Annotated in this window: 15 protein-coding genes; 8 read left to right on the forward strand and 7 right to left on the reverse strand. The window is 69.9% G+C overall.

What is annotated here, in order from left to right; translation table 11 throughout:
- Positions 1–41: 41 nt before the first annotated feature.
- From pip to VGL85_RS10455, 4 genes are all read right to left on the reverse strand, one after another.
- A complete protein-coding gene (pip, locus tag VGL85_RS10440) occupies positions 42–1,034 on the reverse strand; it encodes a prolyl aminopeptidase (RefSeq protein WP_331588807.1) in 993 nt (330 codons plus the stop codon).
- 143 nt (positions 1,035–1,177) lie between these two features.
- The gene (locus VGL85_RS10445; protein WP_331588809.1) at positions 1,178–1,558 is read right to left on the reverse strand and encodes a DUF423 domain-containing protein; all 381 of its coding nucleotides are present in this window, start codon (positions 1,556–1,558) and stop codon (positions 1,178–1,180) included.
- Positions 1,558–2,997, reverse strand: a complete 1,440-nt coding sequence (locus VGL85_RS10450; RefSeq protein ID WP_331588811.1) for an amidase — start codon at positions 2,995–2,997, stop codon at positions 1,558–1,560. Before VGL85_RS10450 ends, VGL85_RS10445 begins: the two co-directional genes overlap by 1 nt.
- A complete protein-coding gene (locus VGL85_RS10455) occupies positions 2,994–4,274 on the reverse strand; it encodes an aminotransferase class III-fold pyridoxal phosphate-dependent enzyme (protein WP_331588813.1) in 1,281 nt (426 codons plus the stop codon). Before VGL85_RS10455 ends, VGL85_RS10450 begins: the two co-directional genes overlap by 4 nt.
- A gap of 87 nt (positions 4,275–4,361) precedes the next feature.
- Between VGL85_RS10455 and VGL85_RS10460 the strand changes: the two genes are divergently transcribed.
- From VGL85_RS10460 to VGL85_RS10490, 7 genes are all read left to right on the forward strand, one after another.
- A complete protein-coding gene (locus VGL85_RS10460; protein ID WP_331588815.1) occupies positions 4,362–5,519 on the forward strand; it encodes an MFS transporter in 1,158 nt (385 codons plus the stop codon).
- Positions 5,520–5,542: 23 nt separating this feature from the next.
- The gene (locus tag VGL85_RS10465) at positions 5,543–6,301 is read left to right on the forward strand and encodes an N-acyl homoserine lactonase family protein (RefSeq protein ID WP_331588817.1); all 759 of its coding nucleotides are present in this window, start codon (positions 5,543–5,545) and stop codon (positions 6,299–6,301) included.
- Between the two features lie 74 nt (positions 6,302–6,375).
- Positions 6,376–7,389: an NAD(P)-dependent alcohol dehydrogenase gene (locus tag VGL85_RS10470; protein WP_331588819.1), complete on the forward strand. Its 1,014-nt coding sequence runs from the start codon at positions 6,376–6,378 to the stop codon at positions 7,387–7,389.
- A gap of 32 nt (positions 7,390–7,421) precedes the next feature.
- Positions 7,422–7,967 (forward strand): VOC family protein, encoded by a 546-nt coding sequence (locus tag VGL85_RS10475; RefSeq protein WP_331588821.1) that lies wholly within the window; start codon positions 7,422–7,424, stop codon positions 7,965–7,967.
- A 4-nt stretch (positions 7,968–7,971) separates the two neighbouring features.
- A complete protein-coding gene (locus VGL85_RS10480) occupies positions 7,972–8,613 on the forward strand; it encodes a carboxymuconolactone decarboxylase family protein (RefSeq protein ID WP_331588823.1) in 642 nt (213 codons plus the stop codon).
- 181 nt (positions 8,614–8,794) lie between these two features.
- Positions 8,795–10,345 carry a calcium-binding protein gene (locus VGL85_RS10485; protein WP_331588825.1) on the forward strand — a complete coding sequence of 517 codons (1,551 nt, stop codon included), beginning with the start codon at positions 8,795–8,797 and terminating at the stop codon, positions 10,343–10,345.
- A 56-nt stretch (positions 10,346–10,401) separates the two neighbouring features.
- On the forward strand, positions 10,402–11,532 hold the full coding sequence (locus VGL85_RS10490) for a hypothetical protein (protein WP_331588827.1): 1,131 nt from the start codon (positions 10,402–10,404) through the stop codon (positions 11,530–11,532).
- Here VGL85_RS10490 and cysN read toward each other — a convergent pair.
- Positions 11,529–13,415 (reverse strand): sulfate adenylyltransferase subunit CysN, encoded by a 1,887-nt coding sequence (cysN, locus tag VGL85_RS10495; RefSeq protein WP_331588829.1) that lies wholly within the window; start codon positions 13,413–13,415, stop codon positions 11,529–11,531. The genes VGL85_RS10490 and cysN overlap by 4 nt on opposite strands.
- Entirely contained in the window at positions 13,415–14,308 is an 894-nt protein-coding gene (gene cysD / locus VGL85_RS10500; protein WP_414695228.1) for a sulfate adenylyltransferase subunit CysD, read from the reverse strand. The genes cysN and cysD overlap by 1 nt, the downstream gene beginning before the upstream one ends.
- A gap of 303 nt (positions 14,309–14,611) precedes the next feature.
- Here cysD and VGL85_RS10505 point away from each other — a divergent pair, with 303 nt between their 5' ends.
- Entirely contained in the window at positions 14,612–15,508 is an 897-nt protein-coding gene (locus tag VGL85_RS10505; protein ID WP_331588833.1) for an NF038122 family metalloprotease, read from the forward strand.
- Here the strand turns inward: VGL85_RS10505 and VGL85_RS10510 are convergent.
- The coding region (locus VGL85_RS10510) for a hypothetical protein (RefSeq protein ID WP_331588835.1) at positions 15,505–16,080 on the reverse strand (576 nt) is incomplete at its 5' end. The two genes, VGL85_RS10505 and VGL85_RS10510, sit on opposite strands and share 4 nt — an antisense overlap.

Consider the following 16,080-nt stretch of genomic DNA (forward strand, 5'->3'; position numbering starts at 1 on the left):
CGGCGGCAAGTTGCGCGCCTAAGCGCCCGCGTGCAACGGGATTAGACGCCCAGCGCCTGGTCGGTGGCGCGCACCAGGGCGTCGACGATGCCCGGCTCGGTGGAGGCGTGGCCCGCGTCCCAGACCACCTCGAAGCGGGCCTGCGGCCAGGCTGACTTCAGCTTCCAGGCGGATTCCATGGGCGTGACCACGTCGAAGCGGCCCTGGACGATCCAGCCCGGGATGGCTTTCAGCCGCGCGGCGTTCTTCAGGATCCAGCCTTCTTCCGGGAAGAAGCCGCGGTTGGCGAAGAAGTGGCATTCGATCCGGGCGAAGGCGATGGCGAAGTCGATCTCGTTGAACTTCGAAGGCCGCGCCTCCGGCCCGCGGATCGAGATGGTGTCGCCTTCCCACTGACTCCAGGCGGCCGCCGCCTCGGCCTGGACGCGCCGCTCAGGGTGGGTGAGGCGCTGATGATAGGCGCTGATCATGTCGCCGCGCTCGGCCGCCGGGATCGGGGCGCAAAACCGTTGCCACGCGTCCGGGAACAGCATGCAGGCGCCGTCCTGGTAGAACCAGGCGAGTTCGCGCCCGGTGAGCAGGAAGATGCCGCGCAGCACCAGGCTCTCGACCCGATCCGGATGCTGGATCGCGTAGGCCAGCGCCAGGGTCGAGCCCCAGGAGCCCCCGAACACGCACCACCGCTCGATTCCCAGCCGCTCGCGCAGCCGCTCGATGTCCTCGATCAGGGTCCAGGTGGTGTTGTTCTCCAGGCTGGCGTTCGGCCGGCTCTTGCCGCAGCCGCGCTGGTCGAACAGCACCATCCGCCACTTCGCGGGATCGAAGAAACGCCGCATGGTCGGGTTGATCGCCCCGCCCGGCCCGCCGTGCAGGATCACGCAGGGCCGGCCATGCGGGTTGCCGCATTCCTCGAAATAGATCTCGTGGCCGTCGCCGCTGGGCGACCAGCCGGAGTTGAACGGCTCGTTTTCGGCGAACAGGCCCCGCCGGTTGGCGGCGGCCGAGACGGCGGGCGGGGGCGTCGAGCGTTCCATCGTGGGCCAATCTACTTCGGGAACCGCCTTCCCAGCCAGCCCGCGATGCGGGAAACAGGGCCGATGACCACGGCGACGCTGCAACCCGAGCGATCGGCCCCCGGCGAGGGGCCCATCGCGACCCTGTGGAAGGCCATGGCGCGCTAGGCGCAGTCCACGCCGCGCGCCGCCCAGGCCAGGACGATCCAGCCCGCCAGGAAGCACAGGCCGCCGATCGGCGTCACCACGCCCACCATGCGCGGCGCACCCAGCGCCAGGGCGTAGAGCGATCCGGAAAACAGCAGGACGCCGGCCAGGAACAGCGGCGCGGCGAAGCGGGCGCGCGCGCCGCCCAGCGGCATCACGCCGGCCGCCGCGAAGGTCGCCAGGCAGTGGACGAAGCCGTAGAGCGAGCCGGTGCGCAGCAACTCCTGCGCCCGCGGGTCCTGGGTCCCGTGGGCCGCGAAGGCCCCGAAAGCCACCGAGGCGAAACCGCCCAGCGCCGCCAGAGTGAGCCAGTTCCGCCGGCTCCAGAGGCCACCCATCAGCCCCAGACCTGCGGCCGGCGATCCTTCCAGGGGGCTTCCTTCTCCAGTTGGGCAGCGAGGCGGAACAGCGTCGCCTCGTCGGCGAACTTGGCGGTGAACATCATGCCGATGGGCAGGCCGGCCGTGTCCATCTCCAGCGGCAGCGACAGGCTGGGCTGGCCGGAGAAGTTGAACGGAGGCGTGTAGGGGAAGGTGCGGCCCTGGCGGCGGTTCACTTCGCGCGGCTCCAGGTTCACCGGGTCGATGAAGCCGATCTCCGGCACCGGCGTCCCCAACACCGGGCAGAGGAAGACGTCGATGTCCTCGAAGGCGGCCAGGGTCTTGCGGTTCAGCATCCGGGTGTCCTGCAGCGAGCGCATCACCGCCGGGCCTTCCTGGCGGCGACCGCCTTTCAAGAGCGCCCAGGTGAGCGGCTCCAGTTCGTCCGGCTCGGGCTCGCGGCCGACCAGCTCGATCAGCCGGGCCATGCCGGCGGCGAAGTTGGCCCCGGCGGCCGGGCCGCGGCTGGCGAACAGCGCACGGTAGTCGATGCCCAGGCCGCGCTCGAACACCTCGTGGCCCAGGCTCGCCAGCAGAGCGGCGGTGCGTTCCAGGGCGGCCTGGATCTCCGGATCGATCGGCCGGCCGGACGGCGTCTCCGCCGACCAGGCGATGCGCAGCTTGCCGGGGCTTCGCGTGACCTCCTCGATGTATGGCCGGTCCTTCGGCGGAGCCGGGTAGGGCGAGCCGGGCTCCGGCCAGCCGGTGGCGTCCAGCATGGCTGCGCTGTCGCGAACGGTGCGGGTCACCACATGGTCGACGACGTTGCCCAGGGCGTAGTCGAAGCCGTCGGGCAGGTTCGGGTTGCGGTCGCGGGTGACCTTCAACCCCACCAGGCCGCAGCAGGCGGCGGGAATGCGGATCGAGCCCAGGCCGTCGGAGGCGTGCGCCAGGGGCACGATGCCCGCGGCGACCGCCGAGGCCGCGCCGCCGGACGATCCGCCGGCGATGTGGTTCGGGTTCCAGGGGTTGCGGCAAGCGCCGAGCGCGGCGCTCTCCGTGGTGCCGGTGATGCCGAATTCGGGCGTGTTGGTCTTGCCGAGCGGCACGACGCCGGCGGCCTTGTAGCGCCGGGTGAGGCCGCCATCCTCCGCGTCGACCACGCCGCGCGCGAACTTGCTGCCATGGCTGCGCGGCCAGCCGGCGACCGGCATGCCCAGGTCCTTGATCAGGAACGGCACGCCCTTGAACGGCCCGTCGGGCAGGGGATCCACGGCCCAGCGGCGGGCGTCGTCGTAGCCCTTGTAGACCACCGCGTTCAGGGTCGGGTTGTGCCGCTCGATGCGCGCGATGGCGGCTTCGACCAGCTCCAGCGGGGTCACCGCCTTCTTCGCCACCAGCTCGGCCAGGCCCAGGCCGTCGTAGTCGGAATAGTCGGGCATTTCCAAGGGGCTCATCGCGTGCCTCCGGCGGCCAGGAACGCCAGCTTCCCGACCGGCGGCAGGGTGGCGGACTGGCGCGCCAGGTCGCCGAAGGCGCCCTCGGCGGCGGCGAGCGCGCCGTCGATGTCGGCCTGCGTCATCGCCGCGCACAGGAACATGTTGTGCCAGGGGTGGACGTAGACGCCGCGCTCCAGCATGGCGCTGGAGAAGCAGAACCCCTTGCGCAGGTCCGGGTCGTCGTCGAACAGGAACAGCGGCATGGTCACCGGGCCGGTCTGGCGCATCGCGAACCCGGCCGCCTTGGCCCGTTCGGCCAGGCCGTCGCGCAGCCGCTCGCCCAGCCCGGTGATCCGCTCCAGGTAGTCGGTTTCGCGCACCAGCCCGAGCGTCTCGATGGCCGCGGCCATGGGCGCGGCCTGGAACCAGAAGGAGCCGGTGACGAAGATCTTCGCCGCGGCGTTTCGGGCCTTGTTGTTCCCCACGAACACCGACAGCGCGTGGCCGTTGGCGACGCACTTGCCGAAGGTCGACAGGTCCGGCTGCACCCCGATCTTCGCCCAGGAACAGTCGCGGGCGATGCGCAGGCCGGCGCGGACGTCGTCCACCACCAGCAGGGCGCCGGTGGCGTCGCACAGCTCCCGCGCGCGCCGGGCATAGGCCAGCTCCGGCTCGGCCTGGTCGATGAAGGCGTCGTGCTTGAAGGGCGCGGCGAAGATGCAGGCCAGGTCGTCGCCGGCCTGGGCCACCGCGGCTTCCAGGCTGGCCACGTCGTTGTAGTCGCAGATGATCTGATAGGCGCGGTCAGTCTCGAGGGTGCCGGTGGGGCGGGGCACGCACCAGGGCGCGGCGCCATGATAGGCGCCCTTGGCCCGCACCACGGTCTTGCGCCGGGTGTGGGCGCGCGCCGTGGTCAGCGCCATGGTGGTGGCGTCGGTGCCGTTCTTGCAGAACATCGCCCAGTCGGCGTGGCCCACCATGGCCACGAAGGCCTCGGCCAGCTCGACCATCAGGGCCGTGGGGCCGGTGAGCGTGTCGCCGAGGCCCAGCTGGCGGACGAAGGCGGCGTCGATCTGCGGATTGGCGTAGCCGAACAGGTTCGGCCCATAGGCGCACATCATGTCGAGGTAGCGCTTGCCGTCGACGTCCCAGATGTGGGCGCCTTCGCCACGCTCGAAATACTGCGGATAGTCGTCGGGCAGCAGGGCCGTGGACTGGTGGCCGTACATCCCGCCGGGGATCACCGCCGCCGCCCGCTCCCGCAACTCCCGATCCCGGCTGTTGGCGCGCGCCATGGCGGTCTCCCTTATCGACGATCACACATTACGCGGGCGCGCCGTTACGTCTACCGGGACTCCGTGTAGAGGCGAGAGGCCATGTCGATGCCGATCCGCCTTGGGCTCTTCTATGGGGCGATCTTCATCGGCACGGGGGTCAGTTCGCCCTACATGCCGCTGTGGTTCGCCCACCACGGGCTGAATGGCGGGCGGATCGGGTTGATCCTGTCGCTGCCCATGCTGGCGCGAGCGCTGAGCGCGCCGTTGCTGGCGGTCTGGGCCGACAGCTTCCGGCTGCGCCGCACCGCCCTGATGGTGATGGGCGGGCTGGTGGCGGCCGGCTATGTGCTGATGGCCGCGCCCCTCGGTTTCGTGGGCTGGGCGCTCGTCTGGTTCCTGGCCGCCTCGCTCTACACCACCATGTCGCCGCTGACGGACGTCATCGTGCTGGCCCGGGCGCGGCGCGATGGCTTCAACTACGGCTGGCCGCGCGGCATCGGCTCGGCGGCCTTCATCGTCGGCAACGTCGGCATGGGCGCGATCCTCGGCCGCGCTTCGCCGGACGCGGTGCTGGTCTGGATGACCGTCGCCATCGCGGTCAACGCCGTGGCCGCCCGCGTCCTGCTGCCGCCCGATCCCGTGCACGAGGAAGGCGCCGGGACGGCGCTGGCGGACCGGCTGACCGGTCTTGGCGAACTGCTGCGCGATCCGGCCTTCATGACCGCCGTCGTGGCCTGCGGGCTGATCCAGTCGGCGCACGCCTTCTACTACGCGTTCTCGACCCTGGCCTGGAAACGCCAGGGCATAACGGAATCCATGACCGGGGTGCTGTGGGCCGTAGGCGTGGTGGCCGAGATCGGCTTCATGTGGTTCCTGGAACCCTGGCGGCGGCGGATCGGGCCGCGCAACCTGCTGGTCCTGGCCGGGATCGCCGCCGTGCTGCGGTGGAGCGCCTTGGCCGCCTCGCCGCCGCTCTGGCTGCTGTTCCCGCTGCAGACCCTGCACGCCCTCAGCTATGCGGCCACCTTCTTCGCGTCGCTGCAGCTGGTGGAGCGGCTCTCCACACCGCGCAACGCCTCGGCCGCCCAGACCCTCAATTCGGCGCTGTCCGGCGGGGTGCTGTCGGGGATCGCCACCATGATCTCCGGCTGGCTGTTCGACCGCGTGGGCGCGCAGGGCTATCTGTTGATGAGCGCCATGTGCGTGGCGGGCCTGCTGGGCGCGCTGCGGCTCTATGGCGAACGCCGGCTCGACCCGGCGTAGGAAGCCATTTGCGGAGGTCAGACATGCGCCTGTTCGGATGCGTCTGCGGTCAGTTCCATACCACGGCCGGGGCCATGGGCATGCGGGCCGGCGAGGCGCGGGTCGCCGCCCCGGTGCCGTTCTATGTGATCGACCATCCGGACGGCGTCGCCCTGTTCGACTGCGGCCTGCACGCCGATGTCGCCAATGCCGACGACGACTACCGCCAGGCGTTGCAGGCCCAGGGCCAGGACGTCACCTTCGGGCCGGACGACACCGTCGCGCGCCACCTGGAGCGACTGGACATCGATCCCGGCCGGGTGCGCTGGATCGTGCTCTCGCACCTGCATTTCGACCACGCCGGCGGCCTGCACCAAGTGCCGAACGCCACCCTGGTGGTCCAGCGCCGCGAATGGGAGGCCGGCTTCGACCGCGAGACGGCGCGGCGCTATTTCCTGCCCCGGCGCTACTTCGATCTCGGCCACAAGGTGCTGCAGGTGGACGGCGAGCACGACCTGTTCGGCGACGGCTCGGTGGTCACCATCCCCAGCCATGGCCACACGCCGGGGCACCAGTCGCTCAGGGTCCGCAACGAGCAGGGCGACCACATCCTGGTGGGCGACGCCTGCTACACCTGCGAGGCCGCCGAGACCCGATCGTTCCCGGTTTTCGCCGACCATGACGCCATGAACCGGTCGCTGGACGGTCTTCTGGCCCTGCGCGGGCCGGACACGGTGATGGTTTTCGGCCACGATCCCGGCCAGTGGGGCGAGAACGCGCTGCTGCCGGCGGCCCGCGCCTGATCCGCCGCGCCTGACCTCGGGTCACGCTTGCGTCAACCTGCGCACGGGCGAAGATGCCTGGACGGAGGACCGTGATGCGCGCCCTGCAAGTCAAGGAGCCCTACGGGCTGGACGCCCTGGAGGTGGTCGAGGCGCCGGATCCCGTGCCCGGGCCGGGCGAGGTGCTGGTGCGGATGCGCGCGGTCTCGCTGAACTACCGCGACCTGCTGATGGTCCAGGGCGTCTATAGCCGTGCGCCGAAGATCGACGCCATCACGCCCTTCTCCGACGGTTGCGGGGTCGTCGAGGCGGTCGGGCCGGGGGTGAGCCGGGTGAAGCCGGGCGACCGGGTGGCGACCCTGTTCTTCCAGCGCTGGATTTCCGGGCCGCCGAACCTCGACAAGCTGAGCTCGTCGCTGGGCTCGCCGATCCCCGGGGCCGGCCGCGAACTGGCGGTGTTCAGCGCCGACGGGGTCTCCAAGGTCCCGGATTTCCTCACCGACCAGCAGGTCGCGACCCTGCCGTGCGCGGCGCTGACCGCCTGGCGGTGCCTCTTCGAGGACGCGGACCTGCGCCCCGGCGACACCGTGGCGCTGCTGGGCACGGGCGGGGTTTCGATCTTCGGCCTGCAGTTCGCCCATGCGGCCGGGCTTCGGACCCTGATCACCTCGTCCTCGGACGGGAAGCTGGCGCGGGCCAAGGCGCTGGGCGCGGACCATCTGGTCAACTATCGCCAGACGCCCGAATGGTCGAAGCCGGTGCGCGAGGTGACCGGCGGCGTCGGAGCCGACCTGATCATCGAGGTGGGCGGCGGCGGGACCATCGAGCAGAGCCTGAAGGCCATCCGCATCGGCGGCCATATCGCCATCGTCGGCGTGGTGGGCGGCTTCGGCGGCGGCTTCAACCCGGCGGTGCTGATCGGCAACTCGGCCAGGCTGCAGGGGCTTTCGGTGGGCTCGCGCGACATGTTCGAGGCCATGTGCCGGCTGATGGAGCTGCACCGCATCGCCCCCGTGGTCGACAAGCTATTCCCCTGGACGGAGGCCAAGGCCGCCTTCGCCGCCATGCAGGCCGGCGAGCATTTCGGCAAGATCGTTCTGGAGTTCTGAGCGCGGCCAAGAGCGCCGCAACGGAGGACGCGATGAAGACCAAGGGTATCAACCACCTGGCGCTGGTGTGCCGCGACATGGAGGAGACGGTCGCCTTCTACGTCGAGGCGCTCGGCATGCCGCTGGTGAAGACCGTGGCCCTGCCGGACGGCGGCCAGCACTTCTTCTTCGACTGCGGCGGCGACACCCTGCTGGCCTTCTTCTGGTGGCCGGACAGCCCGGCCGCCGCGCCGGGGATCGCGGCGGTGAAGGACTTCCCGGCCGAGCCCAAGTCGGCGGTGGGATCGATGAACCACGTGGCCTTCCACATGGACGAGGATCAGCTCGAGGCCTCGATCGCGCGCCTCAAGGCCGCCGGCGTCCACGTCTCCGTGCCGGTGGTGGTCAATCACGACGACAGCCCCATGGGCGTCAGCCGCGAGATGCACGAAGGCGTCTGGGTCCGCTCGGTCTATTTCCGCGACCCCAACGGCATCATGCTGGAGTTCGCCGCCATCCTGCGCGACTTCCGCCCGGACGACGTGGCCCACAAGCCGGCCCGCGCTGTCGAGCCCGCCCTGCAAACCGCCGGGGTCTAGGGCCATGCCGCGCCTGCGCCAGGTGTCTCGCGCCGCGGCGACCTCCGAGGTCGTGACCCGGACCTACGACCTGCTGTTCGGCGCGCGCGATCCGGTGGCCGAACCCGGCACCACCACCGGCACGCGCGGTGACTGGTGGACGGTGTTCGCCTTGGTCCCCGACGTGCTGGAGCACGCCAACCGCGGCTTCGCCCTCTACCGCAGCCCCAAGCGCAAGCTGGACCCGGTGCTGCGCGAGCTGGCCCAGACCCGGGTGGGCTGGGACAAGGCCAGCCAGTTCGTCTTTTCCCAGCACTGCAAATCCCTGCGCGGGCTGAAGGTCCCCGACGCGAAGATCGCCGCGGTGCCGCACTGGCAGACCGCCGACTGCTTCGACGCCCGGGAACGCGCGGTCCTGGCCTATGCCGACTGCCTGGCCCTGCAGGGCGGGCGCACGCCGGACGCGGTGTTCGACGCCCTGAAGGGCTTCCTCTCCGATGAGGAGATCCTGGAGCTCACCTACATCGCCTGCCTCTACGACATGCACGCGGTGATGAGCCGGGCGCTGCGCACCGAGTGGGACGACCGCGATGAGTCCATTGTGGAGGTGCAGTCGCCGGAAGGTTTCAGCGCACGAGACTTCCTGGATATTGGCCGAAGAGAATAGGAAGTCATCCGTAGAACTACGGAGATATAGGGCTTAGGAACACCTAAGCGATCCCTCCGCTGTTAACCTATCAAAAGTCAATATTTCAAAATCTATAAAGTTAAGCTCAGATTCATCACACATCTTGACCACGACTTAAACTCGTTGGGCGAAGGATGCGCGCGTCGCTCCGGAGCCTCGAATGACGATTGGTCTTGTAAACGCCGCGTTCTCCACGGGCACCAACATCGATCAGATCGATGTCGGCCTGATCCCGTTGGGGACGTTCACGGCGGAGAGCGCCACCGGTTTCACCATCGCGATCGCCAGCGACAACTTCGTCCTCGGCGGCTCGGGCCTCACCTTCGACAGCCTTGGCCATCCGACCGGCGGGGTCATCACCTCGCTGTCCGACCAGTACCTGGGCCAGACCCAGTTCAGCCTGAGCGGCTTTTCGATCTCGGCGGCCTCGCTGCAGTCCTGGGCGAACAACGACGACAACGCTTCGCTGATGAACGGGATCTTCGGCGGCGCCGACACCGTAACCGGCGGCCCGCAGGCGGACCTGCTGCGAACCTATGCCGGCAACGACTCGATCTCGGGCGGCGGTGGGGACGACACCCTGGACGGCGGCGCGGGCGACGACACCCTGGACGGCGGGACCGGCCACGACGTGTTCACGACGGGCGGGGGCCACGACGTCATCAACATCGGCCTGGGCCACTCCGTGGTCTCCCAGACCGGCGCCGATGCGATCACCGACTGGGCCTCCACCGACATCATCACCTTCGCTCACGGCCCGGTTGGGGCGGCCGACTATGTCGAGACGAGCGCCGCCAGCTTCGCCGCGGCGACCACCGCCGCCAACGCCCTGATCGCCAACGGATCGGCCAATGTGGTGGCCGTGGCGGTCGGATCCGACGTGGTGGTCTTCGCCGACAGCGGCAATGACAACGGGGCCGCCGACGACGCCGTCATCCTGCAGGGCCGCAGCCTGAACGACGTCAGCATCAGCAACTTCACCCTTTCCGCGGCGAGCGGTTCCGGCTCGGCGACCACCAGCGGGACGCCGACCCAGCCCACCGGCGGCTCGTCGACCGCCGTGGCCTCCTCGACCACCGGCACCGCCGGCAACGACCAGATCACCGCGACCGCCCAGGCCTCCGAGGTCCATGCCGGTTCTGGCAACGACACCGTGATCGGCGCCCAGACCAGCGACTACCTGCGCGGCGACGACGGCGACGACTCCATCTCCGGCGGGTCGGCCTTCGACGACATCAACGGCAACGCCGGCAACGACACCCTGCACGGCAACCTGGGCGACGACTGGGTGGTCGGCGGCAAGGACAACGACGTCCAGTACGGCGACGCCGGCGACGACATCGTCTGGGGCAACCTGGGCGACGACACCCTGGACGGCGGCGACGGGAACGACCAGGTGCGCGGCGGCCAGGGCGATGACTCGATCTCCGGCGGCGCGGGCAACGACTACATCTCCGGCGACCGCGGCAACGATACGGAACAGGGTGGCGCGGGGGCCGACACTTTCCACGGCAGCCAGGACGCCGGCATCGACAGGGTGCTGGACTTCCACTACGCGGAGGGCGACCGGGTGATGCTCGATCCCGGCACCACCTACACGGTGAGCCAGACCGGCGCCGACACCGTCATCGACATGGGAAGCGGCAACCAGATGATCCTGGTCGGCGTGCAGCTCTCGACCTTGCCGTCAGGCTGGATTTTCGAGGGCTGAGCGGGCAGCTTGCCGCCTGCGGGCCGGGGCGCGGCCCTTCGAGAGACCCGGTCCAGATGATCGACGCCAAGCCTTGGCCTGACGCCCGCGACCTCTGGGCCCTGCTGCACAATCCCCTGCCGGACGGCCGCAGGCTGGCGCGCGCCTGGAGCCGCGACGGCGACACGCCGGTCTGGCTGTCGCGCAGCGCCTGGGGCATGGCGGCGCTGGGCGCGGCGATGGCGGCCCGCCTCGGCCGCGAGGTCCGGGTCTGGCTGCCGGACTACTTCTGCGGCGAGGCCCTGCTGCCGCTCAGGGCGCAGCGCGCGACGATTACCTTCTATCCGGTGGACAGCCGGGGTCGGCCCGACTGGGCGTGGCTGCGCGCGCAGCCGACCGCGCCGGATATCCTCTTCCTGGTGCATTTCTTCGGCCACGCCAGCGACGGCGCCGAGGCGCGGCGGTTCTGCGACGCGGCCGGCGGCTTGCTGGTCGAGGACGCGACCCACGCGATCGGCCCCAGCAACGGCATAGGCGTCGATGGCGACGTGGTGTTCTACAGCCCCTGGAAGTTCTTCCAGACGCCCAACGGCGCCCTGATGCTGCTGCGCCCGCGCGCCGAGGCCTGGGCCGAGCCGGTCGGGCGCGCCCTGGCGGGCTTCGGCCGAGCCGTTTCCCCGGGGCTGCAGTGGCTGAAACAGGCCGTGCGGACGCGGGCGGCCGGCGCGTCGCGGCAGGGCGGCTTCCCCGCCAGCAGCCCTGAGGACTACTTCGTCGACGTCGAGTTCGAGTCCATGCCGCTGCGGCCACGGCCGTCGCCGGTCACCGGGCCCTGGCTGGCGGGTGTCGATCTTGCCGCCGCCGCCGCCCGGCGGCGCGCGAACGATGCGGCCTTGCGCGACTATCTGGCGGACCTGCCGGGCTGCGCGCCGTTCGACGCCGAGCCGGCCCATGGGCCGTTGCGCTCGGCGTTCCGCCTGGCGTCGCCCGAGCAGGCGAGCGCCGCCTATGCCCGGCTGCGCGCGGCCGGCATCGAGGCGCAGCCCTGGCCTGGGCTGCCGCCGGAGGTCACCGATCCGAAGTCGATCGCGGTGCAACTGCGCCGGACGGTCCTCAACCTGCCCTGCCACCAGGGCCTGACGCCGGACGAATTGATCGCGGCGCTCGAGCGTTCGGGCCTGAAGGCTAGGTCGCCGGCCGCCGCCTAGCGCTCCAGCCCGGCCACGATCTGCTCGGCGGCTTCTTCGGCGGAGAGCGTGGTGGTGTCGATGCGGATTTCCGGATTTTCCGGCGCCTCGTAGGGCGAATCCACGCCGGTGAAGTTCTTCAACTGGCCGGCGCGGGCCTTGGCGTAGAGGCCCTTGACGTCGCGGCGCTCGGCCTCGGCGATGGGGGTGTCGACGAACACCTCGACGAACTCGCCCTCGGCCATCAGTTCGCGCGCCATCCGCCGCTCGGCGCGGAACGGCGAGATGAAGCTCACCAGCACGATCAGGCCGGCGTCGACCATCAGCCTGGACACCTCGGCGACCCGGCGGATGTTCTCCACCCGATCCTCCTCGGTGAAGCCGAGGTCCTTGTTGAGGCCATGGCGGACGTTGTCGCCGTCCAGCAGATAGGTGTGGCGGCCTTCGGCCAGCAGGCGCTTCTCCACCAGGTTGGCGATGGTCGACTTGCCGGCGCCCGACAGGCCGGTCAGCCAGACGACCTTGGCCTTCTGGCCCTTGGCCGCCGAACGCGTGGCCTTGTCCACGTCCAGCGCCTGCCAGTGGATGTTCTGGCTGCGCCGCAGCGCGAAGTGCAGCATGCCGGCGCCGACCGTGCGGTTGCTGATCCGGTCGATCAGGATGAAGCCGCCGAGGTCGTGGTTTTCCGCGTAGGGATCGAAGGCGACGGGCGTGTCCAGCGCCAGGTTGCAGACCCCGATCTCGTTCAGCTCCAGCCGCCGCGCGGCCAGGTGCTCCAGGGTGTTGACGTTGACCTTGTACTTGGGCTCGGCGACCTGGGCGGCGACCGTGCGGGCCCCGAGCTTCATGAGGTAGGGCCGGCCCGGCAGCATGGGCTCCTCGTCGAACCAGACGAGCGTCGCCTCGAACTGGTCGGCGACGGCGGGCGGGCTTGCGGCCACGGCCAGGACGTCGCCGCGGCTGACGTCGATCTCATCGGCCAGGGTCAGCGTCACCGACTGGCCGGCCACCGCTTCGTCCAGGTCGCCGGTGAAGGTGACGATCCGCGAAACCGTGTTCTCACGGCCCGACGGCAGGGCCTTGACCTTATCGCCCGGCCGCACGACGCCCGAGGCGATCAGGCCGGAGAAGCCGCGGAACTCGTGGCTGGGCCGGTTCACCCACTGCACGGGCATGCGGAAGGGCTTTTCCCTGAGCTCGTCCTCGACCGGCGCCTCCTCCAGCCAGCGCATCAGCGGCGGGCCGTCGTACCAGGGCGAATTTTCGCTGGGCGCGGTGATGTTGTCGCCCTTCAGCGCTGACATCGGGATGGCGTGGAAGCCGGTGATCCCGATCTGGGCGGCGAAGGCTGCGTAGTCGGCGACGATCTCGTCGAAGCGGCTCTGGCTCCAGTCCACCAGGTCCATCTTGTTCACCGCCAGCAGCACGTGGCGGATGCCCAGCAGGCTCACCAGATAGCTGTGCCGGCGCGTCTGGGTCAGCACGCCCTTCCTCGCGTCGATCAGGATGACGGCGGCGTCGGCGGTGGACGCGCCGGTGACCATGTTGCGGGTGTACTGCTCGTGGCCGGGCGTGTCGGCGACGATGAACTTGCGCTTGTCGGTGGAGAAGAAGCGATAGGCGACGTCGATGGTGATGCCCTGCTCGCGCTCGGCGGCCAGGCCGTCGACCAGGAGGGCGAAGTCGATCTCGCCGCCCTGGGCGCCCCACTTCCTGCTGTCGGCTTCCAGGGCCGCCAGCTGATCCTCGAAGATCATCTTGGAGTCGTAGAGCAGCCGGCCGATCAGGGTCGACTTGCCGTCGTCCACCGAGCCGCAGGTCAGGAAGCGCAGCAGGCTCTTGTGCTGGTGGGCGTCGAGATAGGCCTCGATGTCCTGGGCGATCAGGGCGGATTGGTGGGCCATCAGAAATAGCCCTCCTGCTTCTTCTTCTCCATGGACGCGGACTGGTCGCGGTCGATCACCCGGCCCTGGCGTTCGGAGGTGGTGGCCAGCAGCATCTCCTGGATGATCTTCGGCAGGGTGTCGGCGGTGCTCTCGACCGCGCCGGTCAGCGGATAGCAGCCCTGGGTGCGGAAGCGGATCGAGCGCATCTGCGGGACTTCGCCGGGGCGCAGCCGCATCCGCTCGTCATCGACCATGATCAGGGTCCCGTCGCGCTCCACCACCGGCCGCTCGGCGGCGAAGTAGAGCGGCACGATCGGGATGTCTTCCAGGTAGATGTATTGCCAGATGTCGAGCTCGGTCCAGTTGGAGATCGGGAAGGCGCGGAAGGTCTCTCCGGCGGCCTTGCGGGTGTTGTAGAGCTTCCAGAGTTCCGGCCGCTGCATCTTGGGGTCCCAGCGGTGCTGGGCCGAACGGAAGGAGAGGATCCGCTCCTTGGCGCGAGACTTCTCCTCGTCGCGACGGCCGCCGCCGAAGGCCGCGTCGAAGCCGTATTTCTCGATCGCCTGCTTCAGCCCCTCGGTCTTCCACATGTCGGTGTGCAGGGCGCCGTGGTCGAAGGGGTTGATGCCGCGCGCCACCGCCTCCGGGTTCTGGTGGACCAGCAGCTCCATGCCGCTCTCGCGGGCCATCCGCTCGCGCATCTCGTACATCGCGCGGAACTTCCAGGTCGTGTCGACGTGCAACAGCGGGAAGGGCGGCTTGGCCGGATAGAAGGCCTTCTGCGCCAGGCGCAGCATCACCGAGGAGTCCTTGCCGATGGAATAGAGCATCACCGGGCGTTCGCACTCGGCGACCACCTCGCGGAAGATGTGGATGCTCTCGGCTTCCAGGCGCTGCAGGTGAGTGAGCATGGGGGCGGAGGCGCGGGATTCCGGGGCTTTTGAGTGAGGCGCCCGTTCCAGCGCGTCATTGGGGGCGTCCATCAGCGGACCTTACAGCATGGATGACCAGAGCCGCCCACAATCCGGCGGCTGCCCCGGGACTTAGAGAGGCTTGCCGGTCCGGGCAAGGCGGGGCGGCTGCCAGTTATTCTTCGGCCGCCCGCAGCGAAGCGGCAGGCAGCGACCGCAGCCGGCTCGCGCGCCAGGCGAATTCTGGCCCCCGCTTTGCAGCCTGAGAGGCGAACTGTCCAAGAATGGATCGCCAAGGACCCGATGATGCAGACGCCCGCCCAGACCATCGCCCCGCCGCCCAGTGGCCTCAACTTCGTGAACTATTTCGGGGCAGGCGTGACCGACGCATACCGGAGCGCGATCCTCGACGCCGAGCAGGACCTGAAAACCCATTTCACCGACCCGGTGACCGTGACGGTGAGCTTCGACCTGCAGCCGATGGACGCCGGGGTCAGCGCCGCCAGCACCTACAACCTGGTCCATGTGAGCTACGACACCCTGACCGCCGCCCTGAAGGCGCACGCCACGACGGCGGCCGACGCCCAGGCGATCGCGGGCCTGCCGAGTGTTGATCCGTCTCACGGCGCGGGCTTCGACCTCGCCGCGCCGGAGGCCCGCGTCCTGGGCCTGGCGCAGCCGAGCGCCAACATCGATGCGGCGGTGGTGCTGAACAGCAACCTGTCCTTCAGCTTCGGCCAGGATGCGGTGGGGGCCATCGAGCATTCCCTTTCCCAGGGGGTCTTCGGCCGCATCGGCGGTCTCGGCGCCAACCAGACCGGCGCCTATTCGCCCATGGACCTGTTCCGCTTCACCGCCTCCGGCGAGCACGACTTCACCGGCGGCGCCGATGGTCAGGCGACCTATTTCGGGCTGAACAGCGGCGATGTCACCGCCTTCCAGTTCCACAATTCCATCAACGCCGGCGGGGCGACCGACGGCCTGGCCCTGGCCGACTGGGACCACACGGTGGGCGACGCCTTCGGCCCGGGCGGCCCAGGTTCGAACGACACACTCTCGGCGACCGACCTGCAGGTGCTGGACGTCCTGGGCTGGACCCCGGCCGCGGCGGTGGCCGCGCCGGCGCCGGCTCCCGTCCAACCGGAACCGGTCCACATGACCATCCTGCACCCGGGCGAAGGCTGGGTGATGCTGGCCTAGCCGAACAGGTCGGCCTCGCTGATCGGCGCGCGGCCGTAGAGCTGGTCGACCGACAGGCGGTCCATCAGCACCATCATCTTGGTGGCGATGGCGACCTGGTTGGCCATGACCCGCGGGCTGAGCTTCTTGATCACGCCCATCGGGTCGGCGCGGAAGAAGTACTGGGGCGCGCCCATCAGGCCCAAACCCGGGATGCCGGCGGCGCGCGGGGCCCCGCCCTCGCCGGGGGCGAAGCCGCTCTCCACCAGGGCGGAGCGGGAGTACTTGGGATTTTCGCCTGACGTGGCGGCGTGGAAGATGCGGTTCATGGCCGGGGCGTCGGTGGCGGTGGGCAGCCACATCTCGGGCGCCGGCAGGCCGGTCGGGGCCCACTTCATGTCGGCCGCGCTCCACTCCATGGCCGCCATCTGCTCCAGCGACAGGTGGCCCACGATCTTCTTCACCATCTCCGGGTGCGCGTTCATCACCCCGCGCGTGCCGGCGGGTTTGCCCGAGCCGGTCTCCTTGTCGGCCACCGCGCCGGCGGCGTAGTGGCCGGTGGGCAGCGAGCAGACCAGGGTGCGCTTGCGCCG

The sequence above is a fragment of the Phenylobacterium sp. genome (genome assembly GCF_036501465.1).
Taxonomy (GTDB): Bacteria; Pseudomonadota; Alphaproteobacteria; order Caulobacterales; family Caulobacteraceae; genus Phenylobacterium.

Coding starts and splice junctions, on each gene's coding strand:
- pip (WP_331588807.1), bottom strand. CDS start 1,034: ATGGAACGCTCGACGCCCCCGCCCGCCGTCTCGGCCGCCGCCAACCGG.
- VGL85_RS10460 (WP_331588815.1), top strand. CDS start 4,362: ATGCCGATCCGCCTTGGGCTCTTCTATGGGGCGATCTTCATCGGCACG.
- VGL85_RS10505 (WP_331588833.1), top strand. CDS start 14,612: ATGATGCAGACGCCCGCCCAGACCATCGCCCCGCCGCCCAGTGGCCTC.
- cysD (WP_414695228.1), bottom strand. CDS start 14,308: ATGCTCACTCACCTGCAGCGCCTGGAAGCCGAGAGCATCCACATCTTC.
- VGL85_RS10455 (WP_331588813.1), bottom strand. CDS start 4,274: ATGGCGCGCGCCAACAGCCGGGATCGGGAGTTGCGGGAGCGGGCGGCG.
- VGL85_RS10475 (WP_331588821.1), top strand. CDS start 7,422: ATGAAGACCAAGGGTATCAACCACCTGGCGCTGGTGTGCCGCGACATG.
- VGL85_RS10490 (WP_331588827.1), top strand. CDS start 10,402: ATGATCGACGCCAAGCCTTGGCCTGACGCCCGCGACCTCTGGGCCCTG.
- cysN (WP_331588829.1), bottom strand. CDS start 13,415: ATGGCCCACCAATCCGCCCTGATCGCCCAGGACATCGAGGCCTATCTC.
- VGL85_RS10450 (WP_331588811.1), bottom strand. CDS start 2,997: ATGAGCCCCTTGGAAATGCCCGACTATTCCGACTACGACGGCCTGGGC.
- VGL85_RS10445 (WP_331588809.1), bottom strand. CDS start 1,558: ATGGGTGGCCTCTGGAGCCGGCGGAACTGGCTCACTCTGGCGGCGCTG.
- VGL85_RS10465 (WP_331588817.1), top strand. CDS start 5,543: ATGCGCCTGTTCGGATGCGTCTGCGGTCAGTTCCATACCACGGCCGGG.
- VGL85_RS10485 (WP_331588825.1), top strand. CDS start 8,795: ATGACGATTGGTCTTGTAAACGCCGCGTTCTCCACGGGCACCAACATC.
- VGL85_RS10480 (WP_331588823.1), top strand. CDS start 7,972: ATGCCGCGCCTGCGCCAGGTGTCTCGCGCCGCGGCGACCTCCGAGGTC.
- VGL85_RS10470 (WP_331588819.1), top strand. CDS start 6,376: ATGCGCGCCCTGCAAGTCAAGGAGCCCTACGGGCTGGACGCCCTGGAG.